A 26,911-nucleotide genomic window follows, 5' to 3' on the forward strand; every position below is an offset into this window, starting at 1 on the left:
CTTATCAATAAGCTTCAGCGTCAGTTGATGGAAGAAACTTCTATATTGTAAAGCGGTTAGAAGTTGCCGAACAATTTTACCATTGGCTAATGGAGAGCTATTTGAGGCCAATGGTATCCGATCTAGTAGGTTATGCAAATGTACCGTCGAGGGTATGTGACCCAAGCAGGATACTTTTGTGAAATTATGTGGGGTCTGCATCGTTTGCTCCCTGCCATTTGGGCCATTGGATGAGTGCCTTATTCTCATTGCATTCGACCTTAACCAATCCTCGGCTGATCCCTTTTTCCAAGTGTAAGTATAGCGGGTTAGACAAAATTGCTGCCGGCGCAAAATTCAGTGGTGTGATACTGACATAACAATCTTTTTGCGTCCCCAGACTCATGGCGCCCGCCACTAGCATCTGCAGCACATTGAAGTAGGTATCCGGGGTCACCTTGATGTCTGGATTGCCAAGCAGCGGCACCTTGATGCAGCCCAGCTTGAAATGAGTGCCCTGACTCTGTGGCTGGTCATCGAGCAGGCTGCGGATCCGCTCCAGCAGTGCTTGATGGGCGTTTAGCTCGTTAAGCGTCAGTAGGATGAGGCCAGGACGAATAAGATAGGCCTCTCCGGCCAGGCCCCGGCTCAGGGTGTCCATCAGACGCGCGGTGGCCTCGAGATAGGTATCGTTGCCCAGGTTGAGATCCAGCGTGTGGCCGTCATCGACAGAGAGCAGCGCCAGCTGGGCAATCTCATTTTTCTGTCCCATGCGGGCGATGAAGCCGTGATAGCCAGGCAGCTGGGTGATGGGTTCTTGATTTACCTTCTGTTTAAGGCTGGTCAGCTGTTGTTTCAGCTTGGCCTTGCCGCGCCATTGGTTGATACCGACCAGGGCCAACAGCAGACTCACGATAAAGATGATGCTGGCGGCCAGCCTGAACTGATGGGCTTGCTTCTCTTGGGTCTTGTTTGATGCCTGTAGCTGACTGAGCTGCAGCTTGAGCTGCTGCTCGGCCAATACACTTGGGCTATAGTCTGAGGGCTTCTGGCTTTCATGCTCGAGATCCTGACTCAGGGTGATCAGCTGCTCCAGCGCTGCCAGGGCCTTGTCGATGTCGCCCAGTTCCTTCAAGGCGCGGGTCTTATATTGCAGCGCCTCAAACATCTGCTCCGGCAGTTTCTTCTCCCGGGCTAATACGAAGGCCTTGGCGGCATAGGCGTTGACCATGCTCCAGTCACCGAGCTGGCTGGCCACCTGAGCGATCAGTAGGTCGTTATAAATCAGGTAGTGCTTGCTCTTCTTCTGCAGGAACAAGCCGTTAGCCTTGATGAGGTTAGTCAGGGCGCGCTTGGGTTCCTTGTTGTTGAAATAGGCTTCGCCCAGGTTGTGCAGGTTGAGAGCCTGGGCGGTCAGGTTGCCGCGTCTGACATCTATCTGCTGGGCATTGAGGTAGTAATCGATCGCTTGATTCCAGCGCTCCTGCTCGCCATATACCATGGCGATCACTGTCATGGCGCTGGACAGATAATTGTCTTTGCCCACCTTGGTAAAACCATCGGCGGCTTTGTGGGCATAGGTCAGGGCTTCATTCCAAGACTTGAGATCCCGATAGACGCGGGCGAGGCGCAGCGACAAGATGGCGTTGAGGAAAGGCTTGTCCAGTCCCTCGGCCAGGCGGATCGCCTCGGTATAATGTTGCAGCGCCTTGGCAAACTGCTCATCGCCGCTGTAGTAGTGTCCCAGCGTCGACTCGGCCTTGGCGATCAGATAGTCGTCTCTGAGCTGATAGGCCAGCTCGCGATACTGATTGAGGTGGGTGAGGGCGGCGTTCTTCTGTAGCGTGATGCGATAGAGGTCGCCAAGCTGATAATGAATGTTGTGTAGCAGCAGCTGAGTCGGCAGATCTTCGCTGGCCTTGAGTTGGGCCAGCGCCTGCTGATAGTAAGTGATCGCCAGCTGGTAATCTTGCTTATCCCTACCTGTCTTACGCCCCTGGAGCATCAGCAAGTAAGCCCTGTCGTAGGGGGTATCGGCGATGATCTCAAGCTGGGTCATCACCTGCTGCGCCTTCTCCAAGGCGTCATCGACCCCTATGCCCGGTTCCAGGTAGACACGCGCCAACCACTGTAGCTGCTGCTCCAGCTCCTGGCTACTGAAGCCCTGGGTATCGGCGAGGTGATTGAATTCCACTTCGCTGGCAAATTCGATGGGAAAGGAGAGGCTGGCGATGGCGTCTTGGTAAAACTCGGGGGCCGACTCTTTAAACTTAACCTCTTTGCTGATCAATTGGCTGAAGGCTGCATTGACCGAGGTCGCACAGCAAAAGAACAGCAGCAGACTGTAGAGAAATACGCGCATTTTCGTAGCATCACCGAGCCGCAGGCGGGCATATTATGTTTTTAGAATTCTGTCCGCAGTGAGAGGGATAAATCGGGTTATACTGACGAACTTCACATTACAACTATGATAACAGAAGGAAGCCAGAGTGAAACTAGCTGTACCCTTGATTTTGATTTTTAGTCCTTTTTTCCTGTCTCAAGCTCACGCAGATGTTAATTACCGGATCGATCTCACCCAGCCTCAGCATCACCTGGCCAAGGTGGAGGTCGACTTTCCCCGCAGCGAGGCCAAGCAGCTTAGTGTGAATCTACCCGTGTGGCGCACCGGCAAGTATCAGGTGTTGCCCCTGGGGGATGCGATTCGTCATTTCAGGGCCGAAGATGAGTCGGGCAAGGCGCTAGCGTGGCAGCGCAGCGCCAGCGGCGAATGGCAGGTGAAACTGAGCCAGCCGACTCAGGTCAAGGTTACCTATCAGCTCTATGCCAACAGCCTGGGGCAGAGAGTGAGCCATATCGACGCCTCCCATGCCTATTTGGATGCCAGCGGCGTATTTGTCTATAGCCCAGAATTTCGCGATCAAAAGGTAAATGTCTCGCTAAAAGTGCCTGAGGCCTGGCGCAGCTACTCGGGCATGGAATCAAAGGATGCTCATCTGTTTATCGCCGACAATTATGATGTGCTGGTGGACTCGCCCATAGAGACGGGGATCAGCCAGCACAGAACCTTCTCGGCAGACGGTCGTGACTACGAGCTGGTGGTCTGGGGCGAGGGTAACTATGATCTCGATAAGATGGTGGAAGACCTTACCAAGCTCAGCGGGCAGGCCAAGGCGATTTGGGATGGTTATCCTTTTAAGCGCTATGTCTATATGGTGCACGCCACCAGTGGTGCCAGCGGCGCGACCGAGCACCTGAACTCTACCGTTATCCAACGCCCACGCTTTACCTTTCGTGAGCGCAAAGATTACCTTGGCTTTATCAAGACGGCTTCCCACGAATTTATTCATACCTGGAACGTGAAGGCCTACCGCCCTCAGGGGCTGGTGCCCTACGATTATCAGCAGGAGGGGATCACCGAGCTCTTGTGGATCGCCGAAGGCTCGACCAGCTATTTTCAGAGTCAGCTTTTGTTGCGCGCCGGTGTGATCACTCCTAAGGAGTTTCTGGAAGATCTGGCGCGGCGTATCACGCGCAACGAGCAGACACCGGGGCGGGAGGTGCAGTCTGTCGCCGAGGCCAGCGCCGGTCAGTGGGTGGCCGGTGGTGGCGACTATGCCCAGAACCACAGCAGTAACATCTATGCCGAAGGCTACCTGACCTCGCTGGCATTGGATTTTAGCCTGCTGAGCGACACTCGCCTCAAGGCCTCCTATCGGGATCTGCATGCCAAACTATATCAAGATTATAAGCTTCCGGTGGGATACCAAGTCAGCGATGTGCAGCAGATTCTGCGTGAGCTGTCGGGCAAAGATTATGGCGACTGGTGGCAGCGTCATGTCAACAGCCCGCTGGTGCTGGACTATGAGGCCTTGCTGGCCAAGGCGGGACTGAAGAAAGATTATGGCAGTGATAATAAGGCGATCGCCTATGCCGGCATGCTGACCCGCGAGGGCAGCCTGAAGCTAAGTCATGTTAAACGTGAGGGACCTGCTTGGCGGGCAGGCATAGTAGCGGGCGATGAGCTGGTGGCGATAAATGGCCTTAAGGTCACCGCCAAGGGCTTTGCGGCGCGCATCAAAGACTTTACCCCGGGCGATACCATCAAGGTGATGCTCTTTAGTAACGATACCCTAAAAGAGGTGTCGCTGACGTTGGCGGAGCAGCCCAGTGAGAAGCTTAAGCTCGTTAGCGTCGATAAGCCGAGCCGGAAACAGAAAGCCTTCTTCGAGGCCTGGCTGGGAATTGATTGGCCCTTCGATGGCGAAGGTAAGCTGAAAGGCTAATTCACGCCTATAGCATTTGTGGTGTCGAGCCAGTTGCATCGCCTGAACGCGAGAACATACCAATAAAAAAACCACCCGCTTGGGTGGTTTTTTGTTCCTTGAGCACTTAAAAGTTAGTCTCTCAAGCCGGCAAGAATCTAGCTTATAGGCTGGCTTACAAGCCATCTTCCTGGCTAGCTTATAGACTATCTTCCAGGCCGCCTAATACTTCGACTAGCGAGTTCATCAGGGCGATCAGCTCGCTGCCCATCAGGGCGAAGTCGGCGTCCAGACGCGCCAGTGGATCTTCTGTGCCCACCTCGTCGTTGTGCGCCCTAAACTCTTCAGAGAACTTCAGGCGTTTGATGCCGGCATCGGATTGCAGCACGAAGGCGATAGACTGGCCGAAATGCAGCGCCAGCTTATGCACCTGCTTACCCACCTCTAGATGCGCCAGCACCTCGTTTTCGGTCAGGTCTTGCTGTTTGAAGCGTACTATGCCGCCTTCATCAGAATCTGACTTAAGCTCGGCCTCATCCTGCATCTCAAACGGTGCAGGCGCGCTGTTGCTCTTGAGCCACTCGGTTAGCTGGGCTTCGATTGGCGTCTTGAAGCTCATTGGGATCACCGGCAGTGAGCCCAGCGCCTTACGCAGCAGGGCCAGTAACTCTTCTGCCTTAGTGGCGCTTGATGAGTCTACCAAGATCATCTCAATCTCAGGCAATATCAACGCATGGATCTGGCTGCGACGAGAGAAGGCGCGTGGCAATAGCGTGGTGGTGATCTCCTCTTTAAGCGCATCTTTCTCTTTCTTGGCCAGCTTGCGGTTTTCTTCGGCTTCTATCTGCGCCACTTTCTCTTCGAGGGCTTCTTTTACCACCTGAGAAGGCAGGATCTTCTCCTCTTTGGTGGCACAGATAAGGTGTCTGTTCTCGGCGCTGTGTACTAAGGTGTGGCCGAGTTTACCCAGTGCTTTAGAGAAGCCGAACTTGCTGATGTCCTGGCTGGAGCAGGGAGAAAAGGTAAAGTCTTCCAGTGACTTCTCTAGCGCTTCGGTATCGACAGAGAAAGGTTTATTAAAACGATATACGGTAAGATTCTTAAACCACATGATAGGCGCTCAATCAAAAATAAAGCCGCAGTGTAAGCCATTGTTGGGCGCGGGTAAACCGCTAACAATCTTCCTCAAAATGTCACAAATATTGCTCAAGTGACATAATTCATCAAACTGTAATATTTCATTTTATCGCCTCGAAGCGCCCATATCGCCTGGGTTTGTGGCCAGCGGGCGTAGTTCACATTATCAAATTTATCCAGTTGCTAAATCGATGAAATAAAACTGCAACATAAAAGTTGCACACTTTCGGCCGTCCAAACCAATAACCAAGACGAACAAACGTCGAAAGGATTAAATGATGAACGTTTTTTGTAAAACACTACTCGCTTCTGCGCTAGCAACTGCCACTCTCGCTTCTGCACACGCTGCAGAGCCATTGACTGTTTACGGCAAACTAAACGTAACGGCTCAATCTAACGATGTAGATGGTGATGCAACGACGACTATTCAGAGCAACGCTTCTCGTTTTGGCGTGAAGGGTGCTTTCGAGCTGAGCAGCTCACTTGAAGCTTTCTACACTGTTGAGTATGAAGTGGACACAGGTGATGCGGCTAAGGAAAACTTCTTGGCTCGTAACCAGTTCGTTGGTTTAAAAGGTAACTTTGGTGCTTTCTCTGTGGGTCGTAACGACACCATGCTGAAGCAATCTCAAGGTAAAGTTGACCAGTTCAACGACCTGTCTGGTGACCTGAAGCACCTGTTCAAAGGTGAAAACCGTATCGAGCAGACTGCGACTTACATGACGCCTTCTTTCAGCGGTTTCAAAGTAGGTGTGACTTATGCTGCTGAAGGCGCTAGCTCACAGTATGGCCAAGACGGTTTCAGCGTTGCCGCTATGTACGGTGATGCTAAGCTGAAGAAGTCTCCTATCTTCGCTTCTATCGCTTACGACTCAGACGTTAAAGGTTACGAAGTGGTTCGCGCTACTGTTCAAGGTAAGATCGCTGGCCTGAAGATTGGTGGTATGTACCAGCAGCAGGAAGAGACTTACAAGAAAGACGGTACTGCCGTTGTTGGTGCTGACAGCAAGACTGGTTACCTGGTAAGCGCTGCTTACACTATCGATGCCGTAGTACTGAAGGCTCAGTACCAAGACATGGAAGACAAAGGTGATTCTTGGTCAGTGGGTGGTGACTACAAGCTAGGCAAGCCAACTAAACTGTTTGCCTTCTACACCAACCGTGATTTCGAAGGTGTTGACACTACCGATAAATTCTTCGGTCTGGGTCTAGAACACAAGTTCTAAGTTATTGATAAATAACTTTCACTCGCCAGTCGAGTGCTGACAAAAGGGAGGCTTATGCCTCCCTTTTTGATGTAAGATTTATGACAAAATAAGCTGTTTTATGACAAACTAGCCCTGCGGTTTCATAATTTTGTAATAAAAAAGACCAATAATGGACACGTGGGAATTCACAGATAGAAGATCGCATATGACTGCTAGGATTTTGATAGTTGAAGATGAGCTGGCCATCCGAGAGATGTTAGCTTTTGTTTTAGAACAACATGGATTTACGACAACTACAGCAGAGGATTTCGACTCAGCATTGGATATGTTGTCAGAACCTTATCCAGATTTGGTGTTGCTCGATTGGATGTTCCCGGGCGGCAGTGGTATCCAGCTGGCCAAGAAACTGCGCCAGGATGAGTTTACCCGTCACATTCCCGTCATCATGCTGACGGCCCGTGGCGAAGAGGAAGACAAGGTGAAGGGGCTCGAAGTGGGCGCCGATGACTATATTACCAAGCCTTTCTCGCCCAAAGAGCTGGTGGCACGCATCAAGGCGGTAATGCGCCGCGCGGCACCGACGGCACTGGAAGAGCCGATAGACGTACAAGGATTGGTACTCGACCCTGTGAGCCACCGCGTGACAGTGGGCGATCAGGTACTGGAGATGGGCCCGACCGAGTTCAGGTTGCTCCATTTCTTCATGACCCATCCAGAGCGCGTTTACAGCCGTGAGCAGCTGCTAGACAATGTCTGGGGGACCAATGTGTATGTCGAAGACAGAACCGTCGATGTGCATATTCGTCGCCTACGTAAGGCCGTCGAACCATCGAATCACGACCGTTTGATTCAAACCGTTCGTGGTGCCGGCTACCGTTTCTCGACCCGTCTCTAGGGCCAAATTTTCTTTGTGGTTTAAGATTCATCTAAACAGGTTTTGATTGCATGGCTTGGGGTTTGTAACGATAGACTGCTAGCCGGCAAGAAAGCACAGACGCTGTTTAGATGAACCCTAGGGGCCGCGCCTCTTGTGTCTTATTTATCAGCCATCCCATGCCTGTGTACATCATTGCTTCAGACATGGACTGCTGGGGAAAAACACGAAAGATCGCCGCAGAAACAAACAGCAAGGGTCGATAGATCCAAGCAAATTGATAGGCACAAGCGGCAATTTAAGCTATCTTGTGCCCATTCGCTTACTATGGCTTATCTATGTTTGATTCATATTCAGGGTATCAACTACTCACTCGATTAGTGATATATCTACTGCTCTGTCTTGCCGTTGGATTACTCATAAATCAGGTGCTGTGGATCATGTTGCTGGGCAGTATCGCCCTGCTCATTTGGCACTATAAACAGATCTCAAGACTCAACTATTGGCTGTGGCGCGATAAGCGGCTGACGCCCCCCAACGGCAGTGGCAGTTGGGAAGGGGTGTTCAACGGTATCTACCGTTTGCAAGGTAAAAACCGTAAACGTGTCAGCCAACTTGCCTATCTTCTCGCCCGCTTCAGACAAGGAGCTGAGGCGCTACCCGATGCGGCCGTGGTGCTCGATTCAGAGAACAACATCGCCTGGTGTAACAAGCTGGCTCAGCTGATGTTAGGCCTGGTGTGGCCCCAGGATAACGGTCAGCGGATCGACAACCTTATCCGTCACCCCGACTTCTCCAAATACCTCAAGCAGGCCGATTTCGACGAGCCGTTCGAACTTATCGACACCCAGAGTGATAGCCGGATCCTGGAGATACGTATCATGGGCTATGGTTCGGGGCAGCGACTATTGATTGCCCGTGACATCACACGTATTCGCCAGCTCGAGGGGATGCGTAAGGAGTTTGTGGCCAACGTTTCTCACGAGCTTAAGACGCCGCTGACGGTATTGCAGGGTTACCTGGAGATGATGCAGGGGATGGCCGAGCCAGACTCGCCCAATGCCAAGGCGATGTCGCAGATGCAGCAGCAGACCAACCGCATGCGTTCCATGGTCGAACAGCTGCTGGTGCTGTCGCGCATCGAAGATGGCAGCGCGGTTAACCTTGAGACCAAGGTGAACATGACAGTGCTCATGGAGACGCTCAAAGAGGAGGCGCAGGCGCTGGCCATGGGGCAGTATGAACTGTCTATCGAGGCGGATCCCGGGCTGAATCTTTATGGCAGCGAGGTGCAGCTTCGCAGTGCCTGCTCTAACCTGGTGTCGAACGCCATTCGTTATACCGAGCCCGGCGGTAAGATCAGCATTCGCTGGAAACGTGTGCCTATGGGGGCCGAGTTTAGCGTGACAGATACCGGCGAGGGCATAGCGCCGCAGCATCTTACCCGTCTGACCGAGCGCTTCTACCGGGTTGATAGTGCGCGTTCTCGTCAGAGTGGTGGCTCGGGATTGGGCCTGGCCATCACCAAGCACGCTTTGCATCATCACCAGAGCGATCTCACCATAGAGAGTAAGCTCGGGGTAGGTAGTCGCTTTAGCTTCATCATCCCTAATCATCTGCTTGACCTTTAGCGGTTTGATGTGAGGTATTAGATGGCTGAAGTTTGGTATTAGTTGGATTAAATAGATTAAACGCCGTCGATAATGACGGCGTTTTTTTATGGGGTTTATTTTATGGCGTTTAGGTTATGGCACTCGCCGTCACCCATGACGCAAACTTGACGATTTGATGTCAAACTTAATATGGCGACGCTAAAAAGCGCATTTGCGGCAATTTAATTTGTCATTGTCATCTAAGTGTCACATCACAGTCATAGACTTGTCACCGTTGCGATTGATACTGGCTGCAACTTAAATGAAACGAGTAAGCAAGTCCGCTTAACACTGGAGCATAGAATGAAACTTAAACAGCTTGTCGGTGCGGTGAGTTTAACAGCCGCTAGTGTATTCTCAGCAGCCTCAATGGCCGCTCTTGATCCATCACTGCCAACTTATGAAAAAACAAGTGGTGTATCAGGTAACCTATCTTCTGTAGGTTCAGACACTTTAGCCAACATGATGACCCTATGGGCGGAAGAGTACAAAGAGATGTACCCTAACGTTAACATTCAGATTCAAGCAGCGGGTTCATCTACTGCGCCACCAGCACTGACTGAAGGTACTTCACAGTTCGGTCCAATGAGCCGTAAGATGAAGCCTAACGAAATCGAAGCATTCGAAAAGCACTACGGTTACCAGCCAACTGCTATCCGTGTAGCAATCGATGCTCTTGCAGTATTCGTACACAAAGATAACCCAATCAAGGGTCTAAGCATCGAGCAGATCGACGGCATCTTCTCTGCAACACACAAGTGTGGCGGTAGCGATGTTCAACGTTGGGGCGATGTAGGCCTGGACGGTTCTTGGGCTGCTAAAGACGTACAGCTATATGGCCGTAACTCAGTATCTGGTACTTACGGTTACTTCAAGAAGAAAGCACTTTGTAAGGGCGACTTCAAGGCTAACGTAAACGAGCAACCTGGTTCTGCATCAGTGGTTCAGTCTGTATCTCAATCACTTAACGCTATCGGTTACTCAGGTATCGGTTACAAGACGGCAGGCGTGAAAGCGGTTGCTATCGCTAAGAAAGGTACCAACTACATCGAAGCATCGGCTGCTAACGCTGCTGACGGTAGCTACCCACTATCACGTTACCTATACGTTTACGTGAACAAGCACCCTAACAAAGAGTTGGCACCACTAGAGCGTGAATTCCTACGCTTCGTACTGTCAAAGCAGGGTCAGCAAATCGTAATGAAAGACGGTTATGTGCCACTACCACGTAGTGTGACTGCGAAAGACCTAGAAAAAGCGGGTATCCGTCTGTAAGACGACAGCTTGAACTGAAAAGGCCTCCTAGTGAGGCCTTTTTTGTCTTCCAAATAAGACGGTATTTTTGTTTGAGTCTTGGTTACATTGTTATTTATTGAATGTGTTTGAAGAGCCTACCTTCATGGCAAGTTAACGCTTGCCCGGCGGGGGAATGTGGGAATGCTTTCGGGTTGTAGCGTCTACCAGTTTGGGCATTTGATGGGATTTTGAAGGTAATGCCTTCATGGCAATCTAACGCCTGCCCGGCGAGGGAATGTGGGAATGCTTTCAGGTCGTAGCGTTTGGCTGCTTGGGTATTTGCTATGGACTTGAAGGTCACACCTTCATGGCTATCTAACGCCTGCCCGGCGAGGGTTGTGCAGATACGCCTGTGACACGCTGTACGCCATCCCTGGCCGCTCTGCGGTTTCATCCCTGAAACCGAAGGTCACCGGCGTATCTACACTTGGTATCCAACGTCTCTTCGATTTAACTTCATCTGTCAGTGCTATGGATTTTGGCTTTGGTCGATTTGGAATCAATGAGTAGATTGAAGATTGTACCTTCATGGCAAGCTAACGCCTGCCCGACGAGGGAATGCCAAAAAATGTAGGGAACATTTTTGGCCCAGCCATCGACGTCCGCAGATGCATCTACACTTGGTATCTAACGTTTCTTCGATTTGGCCGTGTTTGGGTGAAAAGGGAATGAAAAAGCTGATTTGGTTTTGCCCCGAAGTGAGTTGTTGGTCTGCCAGTAAATCGCAAACTTACTACTCAACAATTTCTTATCTAAGTCCTGTTTGTGCGATTCACCACAAGACGTAGAAACTGGACAGATATACAGTCATGTTTAAATTATGTGACTTTTGGGTGATTTTAAGTCTAAATCCGTGCGCGTATTGCCGTTATTGATAATATAACTCCTTTCAAAAACAACTGATTGCAATCCTTGTTAAGTAAATAATAGGTTTGGAAAACGCGCATGCGCGTTTTTCCAGATGGATTACTTATATGAAAAGCGGCAAAATGCTGATAAGTTCATTATATACAGATAGTTAACTGTGCGCGTTTTCACTGGTCCAACGAGGTAAACGCGCATGCGCACTAATAAAATGTTATGCCTCAAGAGTGAATCATGGAATATAGTGAAGTTATAGAAAACTGGAAGGCCTTCGCTGATGCCGTCAAAGCTATTGGAGGTGATCTTCAGGCTTTTACTATAGAAGAGCCGGCAACTGAAAACGAAGTACTAGCATTAGAAGAAAAGCTTGGATTTTCATTACCCGCATCGTTGAGAGAGGTGTTGATTAACTTCTCAAGAAAAGTCGAGTTCCGCTGGTTTTTCCCGGACAAGTTCGAACTTGAAGGAGAGTTGTCGGAGATTTTTTCGGGTGATAGACATTGGTCACTAGATTGGATCTATGATTTCAATGAATCTAAAAATGGTTGGGTTGAGGAGTGTTTCCCAAACGAAGAAGATCCATACGATGTTGTCTGGCACAACAAACTTGCGTTTCATGAGGTGGGTAACGGCGACTATTTAGCTATTGATTTGTCTTCCTCCGGTTCGGAGTCAGTAGTTTATTTGAGCCATGATGACGGTGATGGGCATGGAGTCGAGTTAGCTAAAAACTTCAAAGATTTCGTTTGTGAGAGTAGTCTCATTGGCTGTGTTGGTGGTGAAGACTGGCAGCAACTGCCATTTATTGAAAATGGCAAAAAACATATAGATGGTAATTGCGTAAATGCTATTAGGCTCAGAGAAGTCCTTGGAATCAAGGCATAACAAACGGTTGCACCGGACAAATTTCCGCTGTCATCTTTTTTGCAAAGACACGCAAAAAAGCCGCCATCAAAAATTTGCTCGGTGAGCCGGGCGTTAGAAAGTTTAGGAAAATATGGTGTTAGAATTAAGAAAGTCGGTGATATCAGAAGCCAGGGCTTTTGTTGAAATGGAGTGTTCTCATGATACAAAAGGCTTTGTTATTCCTTATTCACTAGAAAAGCACGCAAGTCTAATAGAGAGCAATGACGTAATTTATCTGTCTTTGTACTACGAAAACGAGTTGTCAGGTTTCATAATTTTGTCGCAAGAAAGCCAAGAAGTCGTTGAGTTCAGGAGAATTGTTGTTGCTTCCAAAGGAAAGGGTCTTGGTCAACTCGCAATTAAAGAGATGGAACAGTATTGTGCGGAAAACTTAAACTGTTCAAAAGTCTGGTTAGATGTATTCGAATCAAACTCAAGAGGAATATATATTTATAAAAAGCTGGGCTATACGCAATTTAAAGAAGCGTTCTATGAAGGTAAGAAATTGTTATTCATGGAAAAAACGTTCTAACAAGTGACTGTGGTGTTTAGTCAATATATTTATCCGTTTTCTGCGCACCACAGCTCCTCGCTTTTAAGCATGGTATTCAAGATCACGATGAGCTTTCGCATGCAGGCGATCAGTGCTACTTTCGGCATTTTTCCAGCCGCTTTGAGACGCTGGTAATAGCGCTTAAAAACAGGATTACACTGTATGGCAGACATCATCGCCATAAACATGACTGTACGTATTCTGTGGCGACCACCACGGATCCTGTGTTTACCCTTGTAAGAACCACTTTCGCGGTTCATGGGAGCGACACCAACTAGGGCGGCAATTTCTTTTCGGTTTAGTTTTCCTAACTCTGGCATTTCACTAAGCAGAGTGTAGGAAAGCACTTTCCCCACCCCAGGAACACTCGTCAATATTTCCGATTTGACGCGCCATTCTTTGACCTGGGCTACGAGCTTATCGAGTTTTTCCGTAAGTTTATCTATTTGCTGGTTAAGTGATTTAAGCAAAGTATTAATTGATTTATGAAGCTCTTTGGGCATGATTTGGAGACGATTTTTTTCCATCGTTGCCATTTCAAGTAGCTGAGTTCGTCTGATTAGTAAGTCTTTGATTATTTTTGACTGTTCATCCGGAAGTTGCTTTATCTCAGGTTTAATGATTGCCGAAAATTGAGCGATGACTGAAGCATCAATTCTGTCTGTTTTCGCCATGACACCGATAGCTTGGGCAAAGCGACGAACTTTGATTGGATTGACGATAACAACGGGTAAATTAGCTTTATCGCAGGCAAAGACAAAGGCATGCTCATAACGACCCGTCGCCTCAGTGACGATACGTTTTACCGGATGCTTCTTAAGTACCTGAATGACTTTCTGGATATGTTCAGGGTCATTTGGGATAGATAAATGTAGGTCGAGTGGATGTAGAACGATATCGAGCTGTGACTTACCGACATCAACGCCGACATTGATTTCAGTTTGGTTTTTATGGTTGTTCATTATAAGCTTACTCTGCCTTGCTATACGGGCTCGAGGCCCCAATGACTGTTCGAGTTATTGCTAGGAGTTATGCAGCGCTACCCACTTGTTACCGGTCTCTCGTAAGAGGAGCCGCCATTCAATCGAGCTACTGCATAAAGACCCTCAACGGCCATTGAGGGTGGGCCTCCAATTTACCCTAAAATGGAACAGGATTAACCATACAAGTTGCTCAAGTTTGTTCGTAAACTCACTGGGACAATTAACAGTTGGCTTGGCGCTTCGCGCAAGTATAGCCAACAGTCAATTACCCCTTAGCAAAGCGTTAACTCATAGAAATTTTTATCTGAAACTCACAAGTTAGAGTTAAGACTTTAACTCGAAAATGTCCAAGAATGTTTTTAAAGCTTGGCAGTGCAATAACGTTAAATCGAAGAGACTATAGATACTGGTGTAAACACATTTGTGACCTTCCGAGGCATGGATGCCGAGGCAGAGCTCACATGGATGTGCTCGTAGCGTGTCACAAATGTGTTTGCACATAAAGCTTGCCGCAGGCAATTCAAAACCATGAAGGTCAACGCATCTATCTGCGAAGTAAAATCTATACGGCAAGATGCTGTAAGCCTTAATGTCAGGCCCTTCATGAGAAGGTAAACGTCGGCAAATTCAGGATAAAAAAAAGCGACCCTGATGAGGTCGCTTAAGTTCCAAATTCGGAATCTAAGGATAGTTGCGCTAGAAACTATCTAAAGGGAATGATGATGAACGGTAAACACACTGATGATTAATTAAGACCTGTCACTGGGATAACTAATCGATGCAAATTCTGTTCATATTATCAGAGTGCTTTCATCGGGATTAGTTCAGAAAAATTCTGAAATATTTTCATCTTTTTTAAAAAACCTTATTAAATCAATAAAAAGCTTCATGTTTAGCACCGGCTAAAGTAGTCTGTTGCCTGACTCACTACTCATCTTTCGTCATCAATAAGGACATTGCGCCGACATGAAGTTCCCCCATCTGGTCACATCGCTGGCTATCTTCTTAATTTTCTCTATGGCCACTCAGGCGTCCACTCCGGTAGCGGTATCCGAGCAAGCGGCGCCCGGCTCTCTGGAGCTTAATTCAACGTCGCAAGCGCCTAAGGTAGAGATCCCCCGTACCGCTGTGTTCGAGCTGACCGATCCCGTGAGTAAGCGCATCTATCCGCTCTGGGTCAAGCTGCCGCGCTCTTATCAAGCCGATAGTACGAGACATTACCCTGTGGTCTATGTCTCCGATGCGCCCTATGCCTTTCAGATTGTCTCGGGTATGACCCGCTTTCCCATGAATAGCGGCAAGATGCGTGAGGCCATCATAGTCGGGCTCTCCTATGCTAAGGGGGACAAGGGGCCGCAGAGCCGGGTGCGGGACTATACCCCCTTTAACGATTCGAGCTGGAAGCTAACAACCGGCGGCGCCAGTCGCTACGCCGATTATCTAGAGACTCAGGTGTTACCCTTCATGGCTGAGCATTATCGGGTAGATGACAAGGAGCGCACCTTCGTCGGCAACTCACTCGGCGGTCTGCTTGGGGCCTATCTGCTACTGGAGAAGCCGAATCTGTTTGATAACTATGTGCTGGGCAGTCCGTCGGTGTGGTTTAATGGCGAGCAGCTGTTATCCCTAACGGCGAAGCCGAGAGCCGATGATAAACAGGCGCGGCGAGTGTTCCTGGCGGTCGGCGCGCTGGAGACGCCTGCTAAGGCGGGGATGCAACACGACATGGTGGCCGGGGCGGATAAACTCGGTCGCCACCTAAGGCGCCAGCTGGGGGATAACTTGGTACTCGAGAGCCTCACCATAGCGGGGGCGCGCCACGAAACCGCTTTTCCCACCACGGCAAGCCAAGGCCTTTATTGGCTCCTGGCGCGCGATGGAGAAGGCAGTACTCAGTAGTAAGCTCGGCTTTAAGAGGCTTGTTTAGCGGTGTTGTTGGCATTCAGCGCCTTAAGCCAGGCCTGAAACTCTGCATCCATGCTGGTGCCCCACTGCTTTACCAATGCCTGATATCTCGGGTAGTCGCCCTTGCGGGTAAAGCCCAGCATGGTGTCTATCTTGTCTTTGTGACGCTCCATCATGAAGCGCACCGCCAGATAGCCCCAGCGATAGACGCGATCCGTGCCGCCGTTGTGCTCGTAACTGGTGTTAAACAATTCACTCAGCTCGAATTGCTGTTTGGCGATGATGGCGATGGCCGCCGGGTTGTCGTCTCCCTGAGAGATATATTCCCCCAGCCCTTCGCTCCACCACACTAGGTGAGGCAGCAGCGGCGCCGGCTCAGGGCAATATTCGGGGGCGCTGTGGGAGTCGTGCAGCGAGGCGCAAAAGTCGCCATAGAGATTGAAGTGACCATCCAGGTAATGCACATACTCGTGGGCCAGGTTCCAGATCTGTCCGCCGCGCTCATAGGCGACAAACTCTGCCTGATTCCCTGCCAGGTGGGGGAGTCCCTCCAGGAACATGCCGCCGTTGTCGCTTGGCACGTCGAAATGCGCCGTGACATAGCGGGTATAGTCGTCGCGGCTGTGATAGACGTTGGCGCGCATACGCTGATTGTTGTCATTGGCGACCGGCTTGCCCTGGGTGCCAAATAGCTGGTGGAACTTGGCCTCCTGCTTCTGCATCAGGGCGCAGGCCTGGGTTATCTGCTCCTGGGTGAGCGCCTGAGAGCGAATGGTGATCGTGGGGCTGCAGTCGTGATTCTGGCTTAAGATTTGTTGTAATGGTGCAACCGGCGAGGTTTCACCTGCCTGCAGGGGGAAGCTGGTCAGCAGGGGCAGGACCGCCACAAAACCCATGAGAGATGATTGAGACACAGAGGTTTCCTTATTGTTATTTTTGTATAAAATATCCCAATTGTTTCACCTTCATTCGTCGAAGTCAATTTCTACGCAGATTGTATAAGCGGTCCGTATTGCCCGTTTGCTTAGCCCGTTTGTAATGGCCATTTGTTTAAGCCAATCGCCTTAGGCTTTATTTAGTCAGGTCGCTCTATCGGGTGGCCATGACATTCTTGGCCTGCGGGACTAAAATGGCACCAGCCCAACATCATAAAAAAGGAATCCTTGTGGTCACTCAGTGGGATAATCAACAAGATCATCATTCATTTGCCAATGTGGACGCCCTGCGGGTCACGCATTTGAGCCTAGCCCTCGAGGTCGATTTTGCGGCGCAGCAACTCATAGGTAGCGCCAAGCTTAACTTAGATTATCGCGAGCAAGATTGCCGTGTCCTCTACTTAGATACCCGTGAGCTCACCATCATCGGCGTGCAGGACGAGGCCGGCAATGCCTTGGTCTATCGACTGGATGAGCAAGATGCGGTGCGCGGGCAGCGCCTGGCGATCGAACTGAGCTCGCCAAGTAAACAGATCACTGTGCAGTATCATACCTCGCCCTCGGCTCAGGGGCTGCAGTGGCTGTCGCCGGAGCAGACCAGTGGTAAGCAGTTGCCGTTTCTCTTCAGTCAGTCGCAGCCGATCAACGCTCGCAGCTGGATCCCTCTGCAAGACAGCCCCAAGGCGAGAATCACCTTCGACGCCAAGATCACAGTGCCGCCAGGCATGCGCGCCGTGATGAGCGCCATGAACTGCGGCGATGCGCCGTTAACGGGTGAGTTTAGCTTCGAGATGGAAAAGCCTATCCCGACCCATCTGCTGGCGATTGCCGTTGGAGACCTACACTTTGGCGCTATCGGCCCGCGCACCGGCGTTTATGCCGAGCCCGAGGTGCTATCTGCGGCGGTGAAGGAGTTTGAAGATACCGAGAAGATGGTGGAGATCGCCGAGTCCCTGCTAGGCCCCTATGCCTGGGATCGCTACGACATGCTAATCCTACCGCCAAGCTTTCCCTTCGGCGGCATGGAAAATCCAAGGCTCGCCTTCATGACCCCCACACTCATCGCCGGCGATAAGAGCCTGGTCTCTACCGTCGCCCACGAACTGGCCCACTCCTGGACGGGCAATCTGGTGAGCAACGCCACCTGGCGTGATCTCTGGTTAAACGAAGGCTTTACCACCTATTTCACTAACCGCATCGTCGAGGCCGTGTATGGCAAGGAGCTGGCCGAGCTGGAGGTAGTGCTGGAATATGGCCGGCTCAAGGAGGAGCTGGTGAGCATGCCACTCGAGGCGCAGACCCTGCCGGCCAATGTGCAGGCGGGTGACCCTAACGATGCCTTTAACCGCTTCACCTATGATAAGGCGTCCATGTTTGTTCACGAGCTGGAGCATCGTCTGGGGCGTGACGCCTTCGACCGTTTCCTGTTCGAGTATGTGAATCATTTTGCCTTCGAGGCGATCACCACTGAAACCTTCGTCGATTACGCCAGACAGACACTGCTTATCCAGCACGGCAATAAGATAACCGAGGCCGAGTTACTCGAGTGGGTCTATGGCGAGGGGATGCCCGCCTGGTTCGTGCCGCCTAGCTCAGACAGCCTGGAGAAGGTCGATGCCCTACGCGCCGCCTGGCTCGCTGGAGAGCCGATCAATAAGGCCAACACGGCGGGTTGGCGAGTGCACCACTGGCAGTACTTCCTGAACAGCCTGCCCGAGGTGCTAGAGCAAGCGGCGTTGATTGACTTAGACACCAGCTTCGATTTTAGCCGCAGCACCAATGCCGAGATCGCCTGTGACTGGTATCGGGTCGCCATACGTAATCATTACGATCCCGTACTGCCTTTCGTCGAGGCTTATCTGATGAAGATAGGGCGGGGTAAGTTTGTGCGTCCCCTGTACAACGAGTTGCTGCTGGCCGGCTATGGCGAGGAGCTGCGTCGCATCTATCAGAAGGCGAGGGCGGGCTACCATCCTTCGTTGTCGGTGCAGCTGGATAAACAGCTATTGCAGTAAGACAGATCGCTTGCAGTAGAACGAAAGAAGCAGGATAAAAAAATGGCAACCCAAGGGGTTGCCACAACTATCTATTTGGAGAAAGAAATCTGTGCGCTAGCGAAATTTCTTGCCTCCTGAGACCAATTCAGTCTCGAAGGGAGATGATGAACAAACAATGATGAAAAATCTGTTACATCTCTTCAGAGTCACCAATATCGAGTTAGTTCCCCACGTCGCGATAATTAGTTAAAAAATTTTCGAAAAAGGCCGATTTTTTCCCGTTAGCTGGGAAGCTAGGCACCAAAGTGTCTAAACAGGCAAAAAAAATGGCAACCAAAGGTTGCCATGAATCAAATAAGTGTCGAGTCATAAACCTCAATGCGCTAGCGAGGTAGATGCTCTTGGGACCTAGAGGGTCACCAAAGGGAGATGATGATGAACAATGTAACTTGAGCCAGGTAAGCCTACCGAATCATTCGTTAGCTAAATTACCCAACCCGCTAATCCGTTCACTTATTCAGAGTCTCCCTTAGCAGATAAGTTCAATAAAGCTTGTAAAAAATTCAAATTTTTTCCTATCCGTCGCCAAAGGGGCTATTTTAACCTTTTAGTATAGATGTCAGATCGTCATCTTGCCGTTGGTAATTGGCATAAATCGCTCTTGTTGTAGGGCTGCCAGCAGTGCAAGTTTAAATCCTAATAGATTGATATGGATGATTTTTATAAAAAAAGACAACCAAGGAGGTTGCCTGTCGATCCATCTAGATCTAGGGGGACTGCGCTAGAAGTCCCAGGGAGAATGATGAACATGAAAAAGCAAATCTTCGCGTTCAATAATTGGAGTTTTCAAACATTGAAAAGTTCAAAAAATAACCAAAAATGTTTGAAAATATTTCCAACATTCTCCTATCTATTTGGATTGGCTCACTAAAGCAGCAATTTTTTCTGACAAAGATTCAGGTTTTGTGGTGGGAGCGAAGCGTTCCAGCACACATCCGTGTCCGTCGACCAGGAACTTGGTGAAGTTCCATTTGATCGATTCGCTGCCAAGCACCCCCTTGGCCTCACGCTTGAGGTAACGATACAGAGGATGAGCCTTGTCGCCGTTCACCTCTATCTTGGCAAAGAGCGGGAAGCTGACGCCAAAGTTAAGTTCGCAGAACTGACTGATCTCGCTCTCATCTCCTTGCTCCTGCTGACCAAATTGGTTGCAGGGGAAGCCGAGCACGGCAAAACGCTCAGGGCCGAACTGCTCATACAGCGCCTGTAGCGCCTGATATTGAGGGGTGAAGCCACATTTACTGGCCGTGTTGACGATAAGCAGTACCTTACCTTTGTAATCCGCCATCGGCTGGGTGCTGCCATCGATGCGGGTGAGTGAAAAATCGTAAATCGACATAATAGGCTCCTCCTGATGATGCTATAAGCCTAGCAATAAAATACATTGCGCGCAATTTAAATTGCGGTTTCGAGGGAAGGAATTCTCAGGAGTCCTAACATGCTGCGGGCCGGCATCGAGCAGGCTTAGGTGACCTTTGTGTCTGACTCAATGAGCTTGTAATGCCTATGGGGTGAATATGCAGCGAGCTTGTTAATAATGCCTTTAAAAACAATTTAATGAAGCATATTTAATGGTGAACAAAAATACAGTCTGATACCCTCTTGGCCGAATAAAAACCGCATTTTAAGGGGTGAAGATGAAAACCAAATTTGCGCTACTGCTCTTAGGCACCCTGAGCCTCACGGCCCAGGCCAACGACTTTAATCTTGGAATAAACGATGATGTGATCTCTACGGATCTGCAGATGGATCTTAATCCGTCGGCCAATCTGGTGATGGGGTATCTATATTCCAATCACGAGGGGCACACTGTGTCGGCCGCGGCCCATATGAGTCACGATGCCGGGGCGCATCACTTCGAGATAGGGCCAAAGTTTTCCCATTACTGGGCGAAAAATAGCAGTAACGGCAGCGTGGTGGCGATCGGCGGACGTTACTCGTTGGATCTGGGCTCAAACATTGCTCTTAGGACCTCGGCCTACTATGCGCCTTCCGTGCTGAGTTTCGGCAGCGTCGATGGCCAGTACGAGCTGGATGGCAAGATCCAGTTTCAGGTCAACCCCAGCCTGGGACTGTTTGCCGGCTACCGTAATATACGCCTGCAGTACGATAATCGCCCCGATAACACCTTCGACAGTGGCTTCTATATCGGCGCCAGCGCCCACTTCTAATCGGCGACTAGCCGTTTGGCACACTGGGTGAGCACGGTTTTACGTTCACCCAAGCTTTCACTTAAGTTAGGTATTTACTCAAGAATGGCTAGCGCCAGATCTCTTCGTCAAACTCGTCATCATGGTCATAACGCTTTGGCTGGTTTGCCTGATGGCGACGTCTCTGCTTGCTACGCTTGTTGCGTAGTTTATCCTGGGCATCAAATTCCCAAGTGGGTGTCTGCTCCGATGCCATCTCAAATTCATCATAGTGTGACATGATCTCACCTGTCTCTCGTTACCGATCTTTACTGACCTATTTTGTGCTATCTAGGCCTAGCCGAAACCGCATGGTAAGAAGCTAAGATGACGCTTAGGTGACAGAGATGAGACGAACAGGTGACACGTGCGCCGCCAGTGCACGGAGCAAGAGCACGGAGCAAGAGCCCTGAGCCAGTGCACTGAGCCAGAGTCAGAGTACTGAGTCAGAGCACGGAGAAAGCGCACGCCGCAAGAGTGCGGCGCTGCGTGTTGAGAGATGGGAAGACTACTCGCCCTGGCGGATCATCTTAGCGACAAACATACCGTCGCTATCAGCCTGATAGGGCAGTACCGTCAGCATCTGTGTCGCCTCATTGGTGAAAGGATGGGTCAGTGTCTGCAGGCTGAAGTCGGGACGTTTAGCCAGGAAGGCCTCGACCACCTCTTGGTTTTCGACTGGACTAATCGAGCAGGTGGCATAGACCAGGACGCCGCCGGGTCTTACCGCCTCACAGGCGCGGCTTAATATATCCAGCTGCAGGCTCGCCTTGTCTGTGATGGCACTGGCATCATCGAGCCAGCGCATATCTGGATTGCGTCGCCAGGTGCCGGTGCAGCTACAGGGGGCATCGACCAGCACGCCATCGAAATGACCGGCGGCAACCGGCAGGGCATCTGACTGCCAGGGCTGGGTGCTGATCTGACTAAAACCGGCGCGCTTGGCGCGCTTAGTGAGTTCTTCGAGCGGTTTACGGCGAATGTCAGAGGCGACCACGCTGCCGCTGGCCTCGCTATCTTGCTGCAACATGAGCGAGCGCAGCTGCAGACTCTTACCACCGGCGCCACTACAGGCGTCCCACCAAGTTTCATCGGCCTTGGGCGCGCAGATGTTGCCTATCACCTGAGAGCCGAGATCCTGGATCTCCAGCTTGCCTTCGCTATAGAGTGCCACGCCATTGAGGTTGATGCTCTTATGGCCAAGGTTGATAGCATCTTTGAAGTAGTCGCTGCCGCTTGCCTCTATCTCTTGCTCTGCCAACTTGGCCTTGGCCTTAGCCAGGGAGATCCCCTGCAGACGACCCCAGATGGGCGGGCGGCTGCACAGGCTGAATACTAAGCGCTCTTGCATCTCGAGGTCTTGATCGAAATGGGCCCAGAACCAGTCCGGCGCCAGTGCGGTCAAGGGGAAGACTTGAGCTGGGAAAGCGGCTTCTAGCGTGGCCTGCTTGATCTTAAGAGCGTCAGTGTCTGCTTGAGCATTTATTACTGGCTCATCGAGTTCAGCAAACCCGCGCCAGGCCGAGACGATATCCTGCCAGGGATGAGCCTCCAGGGCGGCGGTCATGGTCAGCTGGGCAAACCACTGCTGGGCGATCGCCTGCTGGCTATCATCCTTTAACGGGATTAACTTGAGCCAGCCATGCCAGCGAAACAGGCCAAACAGGGTTTCGCGGATCACTCGCCTGTCTTTGGAGCCATGTTTCTTATGGGCGCGAAAATAATCCGCCAGAATGCGGTCCCCCGGCAGCTTACTCTGCAGCGTCTGACAAAATAGCTGATGTATGGTCAGACTGTAACTCAGGGCGCGTTTCTCGGCGCCGCTCTGGGCGTTTAGCGCCTGATGAAGCTGCTCGCTGTCGATGCTGGCGACCGCCAGAGGAGCCTTGCTAGAGGTGGTTGCCGAAGTTGTGGAGTCGCCCATGAGTGTACGCCTAAGCTGAGATCTGTTTCTGAGGGCGCAAGTGTACCAGATGTCGGCATATTTGCTACCGCCGGGGCACGCGAAACGACCCATGAAACCTTGAATCTAGTCGCCACTCTCGCCTCATTCACACCGGCAGGTTATACCAATCACAGTAAGTATGTGATCAGAAATAGCGCAGTAAAAACGCTTGAGAACAAAGCAGGATTTTTAGATAAGTAGCTACTCTACAATTAAAAATGCTAATACAGTTATCGAGCGTTTTAACAAGCTAGAATGATCAATTACTTATTACGATTGGTATTAAGTTCGCCAGATGTCGAAAATCTGCAATAGCGCGAATCAGATGCTGGGTATCCTGATGCTACTCGACTATCGGAGGAACCCAAATGAGTACAAGTATCGATTACATGACGCTAGCGCCAGAGGCCCTGGGCATCTTATACAACCAAGAAAACTATCTAAAGCAGGTGTTTAGTGACCATGAGAAGTTGGGGCTGGCGGAGATTGAGCTGTTGAAACTGCATGTCTCTCAGGCGAATGGCTGCGCCTTTTGTATTGAGATGCATACCAAGCTCGCCTTGGAGCTGGGCGTAAGCCTAGAGAAGATTGTCGGCCTCAGTGCCTGGCGTGGTCTACCCTATTACAGCGAGGCGGAGCGTGAGGCGCTCACCTGGGCCGAGCAACTGGCATTGCCGCACATTTCTATCGAGGCCCGTGAACAAGCGCGGCGCTATTTTGGCGACAAGCTGTTGGTCGATTTGACCTTGGGGATCAACGCGATCAATAGTTGGAATCGTCTCTGTAAGGCGCTCAAGTCTGGCCTTATCTAGACAGACAGGTTTTGAGACCAGAATTTAAAGGGAGCAAACGTGAGCAGCGACTTAGACTTTCACCTCTTCTGCCCTAAGGGCGCGCTGTCTGACTTAGTTCAGGGGATCTGGTCAGTTTCGTGCCCGGCAGAGGCCGATGAGTTGCATGCCTGGCTCCATAGCGATGCGGCCAGCGGCCTGCTGATTAATCTCGGTGCGCCGCTGGGTTATGACGAGCAGGAGGTGCCCGCCGGAGTCTATCTCCTGCCCGTCAACAAGCAGACCACCAGGGTGACGCTGCCGCCGGGGGCCTTGGCCGTTGGCGTGCGTTTCCTGCCCGGCGCCGGTCGGGCCTGGATGATGGAGCGTTTCGCCTTCGAGCAGGGGAGGGAGGCCATTACGCCGCTCACCTCTCATGCGGAACTCATGGCCTTGGCGGCATCGCTGCGCGCATGTTGTGGCCATCGTCAGCGGTTAAGCCTGACCTATCGCTGGCTGCGAGCCAATCAGACGCTAAACCAGCCATTGCCACGAGTGATCAACGAGGTATTGCAGGCGCTAGACAGGCCCGATGCCGACATGACGGCCTTTGAGAATGGGGCCATGAGTCAGCGGCAGATAGAGAGGTATTTTCGCCGTTATCTCGAGATGACCCCCAAATATTATCAGCGGCTGATGCGGGCGAGACAGACCCTGCTGGCCTTGAAACTCTTACCTCTGGCGCCCCTTGCCGATATCGCCTTAGCGCTTGGCTTTGCCGATCAGGCCCATATGACCCGGGAGCTGAAACAGCTGATTAAGATCACCCCCAAGCGTTATCGCCAGTGTCTGGCTCAAGATGCCGGCTAAGGGCAAATACCTAATGCCCAATATCTAGCGCACAATACCTAGTGCCTCAAGCCTTCGTCGGCTTGCAAGCGTTCTGCTAACCCCATATTTCTCGATATTAAAAAAACCTCAGCATAGATAAGCCCTTGGCATTAGTGCAAAAGCAGAGCAAGTGATAAGCTTGTATTGCTTTTTTGCTAATAGAGCATGAGTCTGGAAAATATTTCTGGTATGGTGCGGCTGAAACGAGAGGAGATTATGGAAAAGTACGAACAACTACTGATTTCGCTGCGCCGTGTGATCCGCGCCATCGACATACATTCTCGCCAGCTGAATAAGCAGTCTGGCCTAACGGGCCCTCAGTTAATGGTGATGCAGACCATTGCCGCCTACGACCGTCCGCTGGCCAAGGAGATCGCTCAGGAAGTGGCCCTCAGCCCCGCCACGGTTGCCACCATTATCGATCGCCTCGAGGCGCGTGATCTGGTGGTGAGAACCCGTAGCGTGTCAGACAAGCGCAAGTGGCACCTGTCTCTCAGCGAGGCGGGGATCGAGATCTTAAAGGCCGCGCCTAAGCCGCTGCAGGATCACTTTATCAAGCGTTATCAAAACCTTGAAGACTGGGAACAGAGCCAGTTGCTCTCGGCCGTCGAGCGTATTGCCTCCATGATGGATGCCCAGGAGCTGGATGCGGCCCCTGTACTCCTGGTGGGACAGATCCAGGCGGAAGAGTAACTCGTGTTGGGCGCGCCGCTACAAGACTCAGCATTACCGGGAGCAGGAATGCCAGGTTCACCCTTGCCAGGCTCTGAAACGTCAGCAGCGGCCGAGTTTAAGGTGGATAACTGCGCCTTGGTACTCGAAGGCGGTGGCCTGCGCGCCATCTATACTGCGGGCGTGCTCGATGCCTTCTTGGCTGCGGGGATCCATTTTCAGTATCTGGTGGGCGTATCCGCCGGCGCCATCTATCCAGCCTCCTATCTGTCGCGCCAGATGGGGCGTAACCTCACCATTCAACAGAGTTTTCTTGCCGATAAGCGCTACATGGGGCTCAAGCACCTGCTGCGCACCGGCAACTATGTCAACACCGACTTTACCTATCGCCGCATGGCCCACGAGCTGGTGCCCTATGATTTCGACGCCTTCGCCAATAGCGAGGCCGAGTTTAAAGTGGGGGCCTTTAACTGCCTGACAGGTGAGACCGACTTCTTCGGCATGGCGGACTTTGCCGATCACGATTCCTTTCTCGAGGTGCTTATTGCTTCGAGCAGCCTGCCGTTTATCTCAAAACCTACCGTCATCGACGGCACGCCCTATCTCGATGGCGGCATAGGCGCGCCGATCCCTCTGGCAAAGGCCCGTGAAGATGGCTTTAAGCGCCAGGTGGTGATACTGACCCAGGAGCAGGACTACCGTAAATCGGCTTTCAAGGCCAAATGGCTGGCGAAACGTCTCTATCGCCGCTATCCCAAGGTGGCCAGCGCCTTGCTTGCCCGCCACCAAGTCTACAATCAGGCGCTCGATGACTTGGCCAAGGCTCAGGTCGATGGCAGTGCCCTGGTGCTGCAGCCCGCCACGCCGCTGGGACTGTCGCGTCTGGAACGGGACGTGAGTAAGGTCGAAGCCGTCTATCGTCGCGGCCTTGAGGAGGGCAAGGCCTTTATCCCAAGCCTGTTGGCCTTTATCGAAAACTGCTAACTCTTCGTCGTCTGTTGCGATTCGTGTTCACTAGGTGAACCCTAATCTGTCTTAACCTTGCAGTCTTAACCTTGTTCCTTTTGCTGTTTAACCTTTCTCTTTAATCCGCACAGCTCTTTAGTCTCATGACGCATGTTTCAGGTTCATGGTTATGATTGATGGTTCATGCCCCTTAGCTCAGGTTCATGATTATGGTTGATGGCTGATGCTTCTTAGCTCTGGCTGATGGCTCAGGAATGGGGTTGACCTTTGGCGGTTTTACAAGCACTTTAAACGAGTGTTTATAATCATGATGTTAAAGGAGTCTCTATGGATAAGGCCAAGTATGCTCAAGGGTTAGCCATCAGGCGCGAGGTGATGGGCGATGAGTTTGTCGACAGGGCGCTGTCGTCCGCCAGCGATTTTACCCAGCCGCTGCAGGAGCTGGTGACCCGCAACGCCTGGGGCGAGGTGTGGGCCAGAGAGGGACTCGACAGACGCACCCGCAGCCTAATCACCATAGCGACCTTGGCCGCACTCAAGGCCTCCACCGAACTCAAGGGCCATGTGCGCGGCGCCCTGCGTAACGGCTGCACCGTCGAGGAGATCCAGGAGGTGCTGCTGCACTCCACCGTCTACTGCGGCATGCCAGCTGGGGTTGAGGCGTTTCGCGCCGCCAATGAGGTGATTAGCGAGTGGCAGCAAGGGGAGTCATAAGGGGACTCTCGCTCTTTTGTTTCTGTTGTTGTGATGACCGGGATTGTTATTGGAAGGGGCGTTGAAGGTCGTACCTTCATGGATATTTATCGCCTGCCCGGCGGGGGCTGTAAATGGATGTACCAATGTCGCGATCACATGGATGTGAAT

The 26,911-nt window shown here is 51.3% G+C and carries 22 protein-coding genes; 15 read left to right on the forward strand and 7 right to left on the reverse strand.

What is annotated here, in order from left to right; translation table 11 throughout:
- Positions 1-184: 184 nt before the first annotated feature.
- A complete protein-coding gene (locus K0H81_RS05920; RefSeq protein WP_220060219.1) occupies positions 185-2,341 on the reverse strand; it encodes a tetratricopeptide repeat protein in 2,157 nt (718 codons plus the stop codon).
- A 127-nt stretch (positions 2,342-2,468) separates the two neighbouring features.
- Here K0H81_RS05920 and K0H81_RS05925 point away from each other — a divergent pair, with 127 nt between their 5' ends.
- Entirely contained in the window at positions 2,469-4,265 is a 1,797-nt protein-coding gene (locus K0H81_RS05925) for a M61 family metallopeptidase (RefSeq protein ID WP_220060220.1), read from the forward strand.
- 178 nt (positions 4,266-4,443) lie between these two features.
- Here K0H81_RS05925 and rdgC read toward each other — a convergent pair whose 3' ends face one another.
- A complete protein-coding gene (gene rdgC, locus K0H81_RS05930) occupies positions 4,444-5,355 on the reverse strand; it encodes a recombination-associated protein RdgC (protein ID WP_220060221.1) in 912 nt (303 codons plus the stop codon).
- Positions 5,356-5,656: 301 nt separating this feature from the next.
- Between rdgC and K0H81_RS05935 the strand changes: the two genes are divergently transcribed.
- The 6 genes from K0H81_RS05935 (at position 5,657) to K0H81_RS05960 (ending at position 12,713) form a co-directional block, all read left to right on the forward strand.
- Positions 5,657-6,607 carry a porin gene (locus tag K0H81_RS05935; protein ID WP_011866547.1) on the forward strand — a complete coding sequence of 317 codons (951 nt, stop codon included), beginning with the start codon at positions 5,657-5,659 and terminating at the stop codon, positions 6,605-6,607.
- 187 nt (positions 6,608-6,794) lie between these two features.
- Positions 6,795-7,484 carry a phosphate regulon transcriptional regulator PhoB gene (gene phoB / locus K0H81_RS05940; protein ID WP_041406681.1) on the forward strand — a complete coding sequence of 230 codons (690 nt, stop codon included), beginning with the start codon at positions 6,795-6,797 and terminating at the stop codon, positions 7,482-7,484.
- Positions 7,485-7,801: 317 nt separating this feature from the next.
- Positions 7,802-9,094: a phosphate regulon sensor histidine kinase PhoR gene (phoR, locus tag K0H81_RS05945; RefSeq protein WP_220060222.1), complete on the forward strand. Its 1,293-nt coding sequence runs from the start codon at positions 7,802-7,804 to the stop codon at positions 9,092-9,094.
- Between the two features lie 324 nt (positions 9,095-9,418).
- Positions 9,419-10,390: a PstS family phosphate ABC transporter substrate-binding protein gene (locus K0H81_RS05950; RefSeq protein WP_011866544.1), complete on the forward strand. Its 972-nt coding sequence runs from the start codon at positions 9,419-9,421 to the stop codon at positions 10,388-10,390.
- Between the two features lie 1,119 nt (positions 10,391-11,509).
- Entirely contained in the window at positions 11,510-12,160 is a 651-nt protein-coding gene (locus K0H81_RS05955; RefSeq protein ID WP_220060223.1) for an SMI1/KNR4 family protein, read from the forward strand.
- A gap of 115 nt (positions 12,161-12,275) precedes the next feature.
- Complete coding sequence (locus K0H81_RS05960) at positions 12,276-12,713, forward strand: GNAT family N-acetyltransferase (RefSeq protein WP_220060224.1); 438 nt, start codon at positions 12,276-12,278, stop codon at positions 12,711-12,713.
- A gap of 29 nt (positions 12,714-12,742) precedes the next feature.
- Here K0H81_RS05960 and K0H81_RS05965 read toward each other — a convergent pair whose 3' ends face one another.
- On the reverse strand, positions 12,743-13,696 hold the full coding sequence (locus K0H81_RS05965; protein WP_220060225.1) for an IS110 family RNA-guided transposase: 954 nt from the start codon (positions 13,694-13,696) through the stop codon (positions 12,743-12,745).
- Positions 13,697-14,683: 987 nt separating this feature from the next.
- On the opposite strand from K0H81_RS05965, the gene K0H81_RS05970 reads away from it, so the two are divergent.
- Positions 14,684-15,616, forward strand: a complete 933-nt coding sequence (locus K0H81_RS05970; protein WP_220060226.1) for an alpha/beta hydrolase — start codon at positions 14,684-14,686, stop codon at positions 15,614-15,616.
- 11 nt (positions 15,617-15,627) lie between these two features.
- On the opposite strand, the gene K0H81_RS05975 is transcribed toward K0H81_RS05970, so the two are convergent.
- Positions 15,628-16,536 (reverse strand): collagenase, encoded by a 909-nt coding sequence (locus K0H81_RS05975; RefSeq protein ID WP_258406399.1) that lies wholly within the window; start codon positions 16,534-16,536, stop codon positions 15,628-15,630.
- Positions 16,537-16,751: 215 nt separating this feature from the next.
- Here K0H81_RS05975 and K0H81_RS05980 point away from each other — a divergent pair, with 215 nt between their 5' ends.
- Positions 16,752-18,572 (forward strand): M1 family metallopeptidase, encoded by a 1,821-nt coding sequence (locus K0H81_RS05980; RefSeq protein ID WP_220060227.1) that lies wholly within the window; start codon positions 16,752-16,754, stop codon positions 18,570-18,572.
- A gap of 892 nt (positions 18,573-19,464) precedes the next feature.
- Here K0H81_RS05980 and K0H81_RS05985 read toward each other — a convergent pair.
- Positions 19,465-19,953 (reverse strand): glutathione peroxidase, encoded by a 489-nt coding sequence (locus tag K0H81_RS05985; RefSeq protein ID WP_220060228.1) that lies wholly within the window; start codon positions 19,951-19,953, stop codon positions 19,465-19,467.
- Between the two features lie 298 nt (positions 19,954-20,251).
- Here K0H81_RS05985 and K0H81_RS05990 point away from each other — a divergent pair, with 298 nt between their 5' ends.
- Positions 20,252-20,785 (forward strand): YfaZ family outer membrane protein, encoded by a 534-nt coding sequence (locus K0H81_RS05990; protein ID WP_220060229.1) that lies wholly within the window; start codon positions 20,252-20,254, stop codon positions 20,783-20,785.
- Positions 20,786-20,873: 88 nt separating this feature from the next.
- Here K0H81_RS05990 and K0H81_RS05995 read toward each other — a convergent pair whose 3' ends face one another.
- Complete coding sequence (locus K0H81_RS05995) at positions 20,874-21,044, reverse strand: hypothetical protein (protein ID WP_190272391.1); 171 nt, start codon at positions 21,042-21,044, stop codon at positions 20,874-20,876.
- 267 nt (positions 21,045-21,311) lie between these two features.
- The gene (locus K0H81_RS06000; protein WP_220060230.1) at positions 21,312-22,727 is read right to left on the reverse strand and encodes an RsmB/NOP family class I SAM-dependent RNA methyltransferase; all 1,416 of its coding nucleotides are present in this window, start codon (positions 22,725-22,727) and stop codon (positions 21,312-21,314) included.
- Positions 22,728-23,116: 389 nt separating this feature from the next.
- Between K0H81_RS06000 and K0H81_RS06005 the strand changes: the two genes are divergently transcribed.
- The 5 genes from K0H81_RS06005 (at position 23,117) to pcaC (ending at position 26,761) form a co-directional block, all read left to right on the forward strand.
- Complete coding sequence (locus K0H81_RS06005) at positions 23,117-23,560, forward strand: carboxymuconolactone decarboxylase family protein (protein ID WP_220060231.1); 444 nt, start codon at positions 23,117-23,119, stop codon at positions 23,558-23,560.
- A gap of 39 nt (positions 23,561-23,599) precedes the next feature.
- On the forward strand, positions 23,600-24,388 hold the full coding sequence (locus K0H81_RS06010; protein ID WP_220060232.1) for an AraC family transcriptional regulator: 789 nt from the start codon (positions 23,600-23,602) through the stop codon (positions 24,386-24,388).
- Positions 24,389-24,625: 237 nt separating this feature from the next.
- Positions 24,626-25,102, forward strand: coding sequence for a MarR family winged helix-turn-helix transcriptional regulator (locus K0H81_RS06015; protein ID WP_144200176.1), 477 nt, complete (start codon positions 24,626-24,628; stop codon positions 25,100-25,102).
- A gap of 102 nt (positions 25,103-25,204) precedes the next feature.
- Entirely contained in the window at positions 25,205-26,065 is an 861-nt protein-coding gene (locus K0H81_RS06020; RefSeq protein WP_220060796.1) for a patatin-like phospholipase family protein, read from the forward strand.
- A gap of 309 nt (positions 26,066-26,374) precedes the next feature.
- A complete protein-coding gene (pcaC, locus tag K0H81_RS06025) occupies positions 26,375-26,761 on the forward strand; it encodes a 4-carboxymuconolactone decarboxylase (RefSeq protein ID WP_220060233.1) in 387 nt (128 codons plus the stop codon).
- Positions 26,762-26,911: the final 150 nt, after the last annotated feature.

This window comes from Shewanella halotolerans, assembly GCF_019457535.1.
In the GTDB taxonomy this organism is placed as follows: Bacteria; Pseudomonadota; Gammaproteobacteria; order Enterobacterales; family Shewanellaceae; genus Shewanella; species Shewanella halotolerans.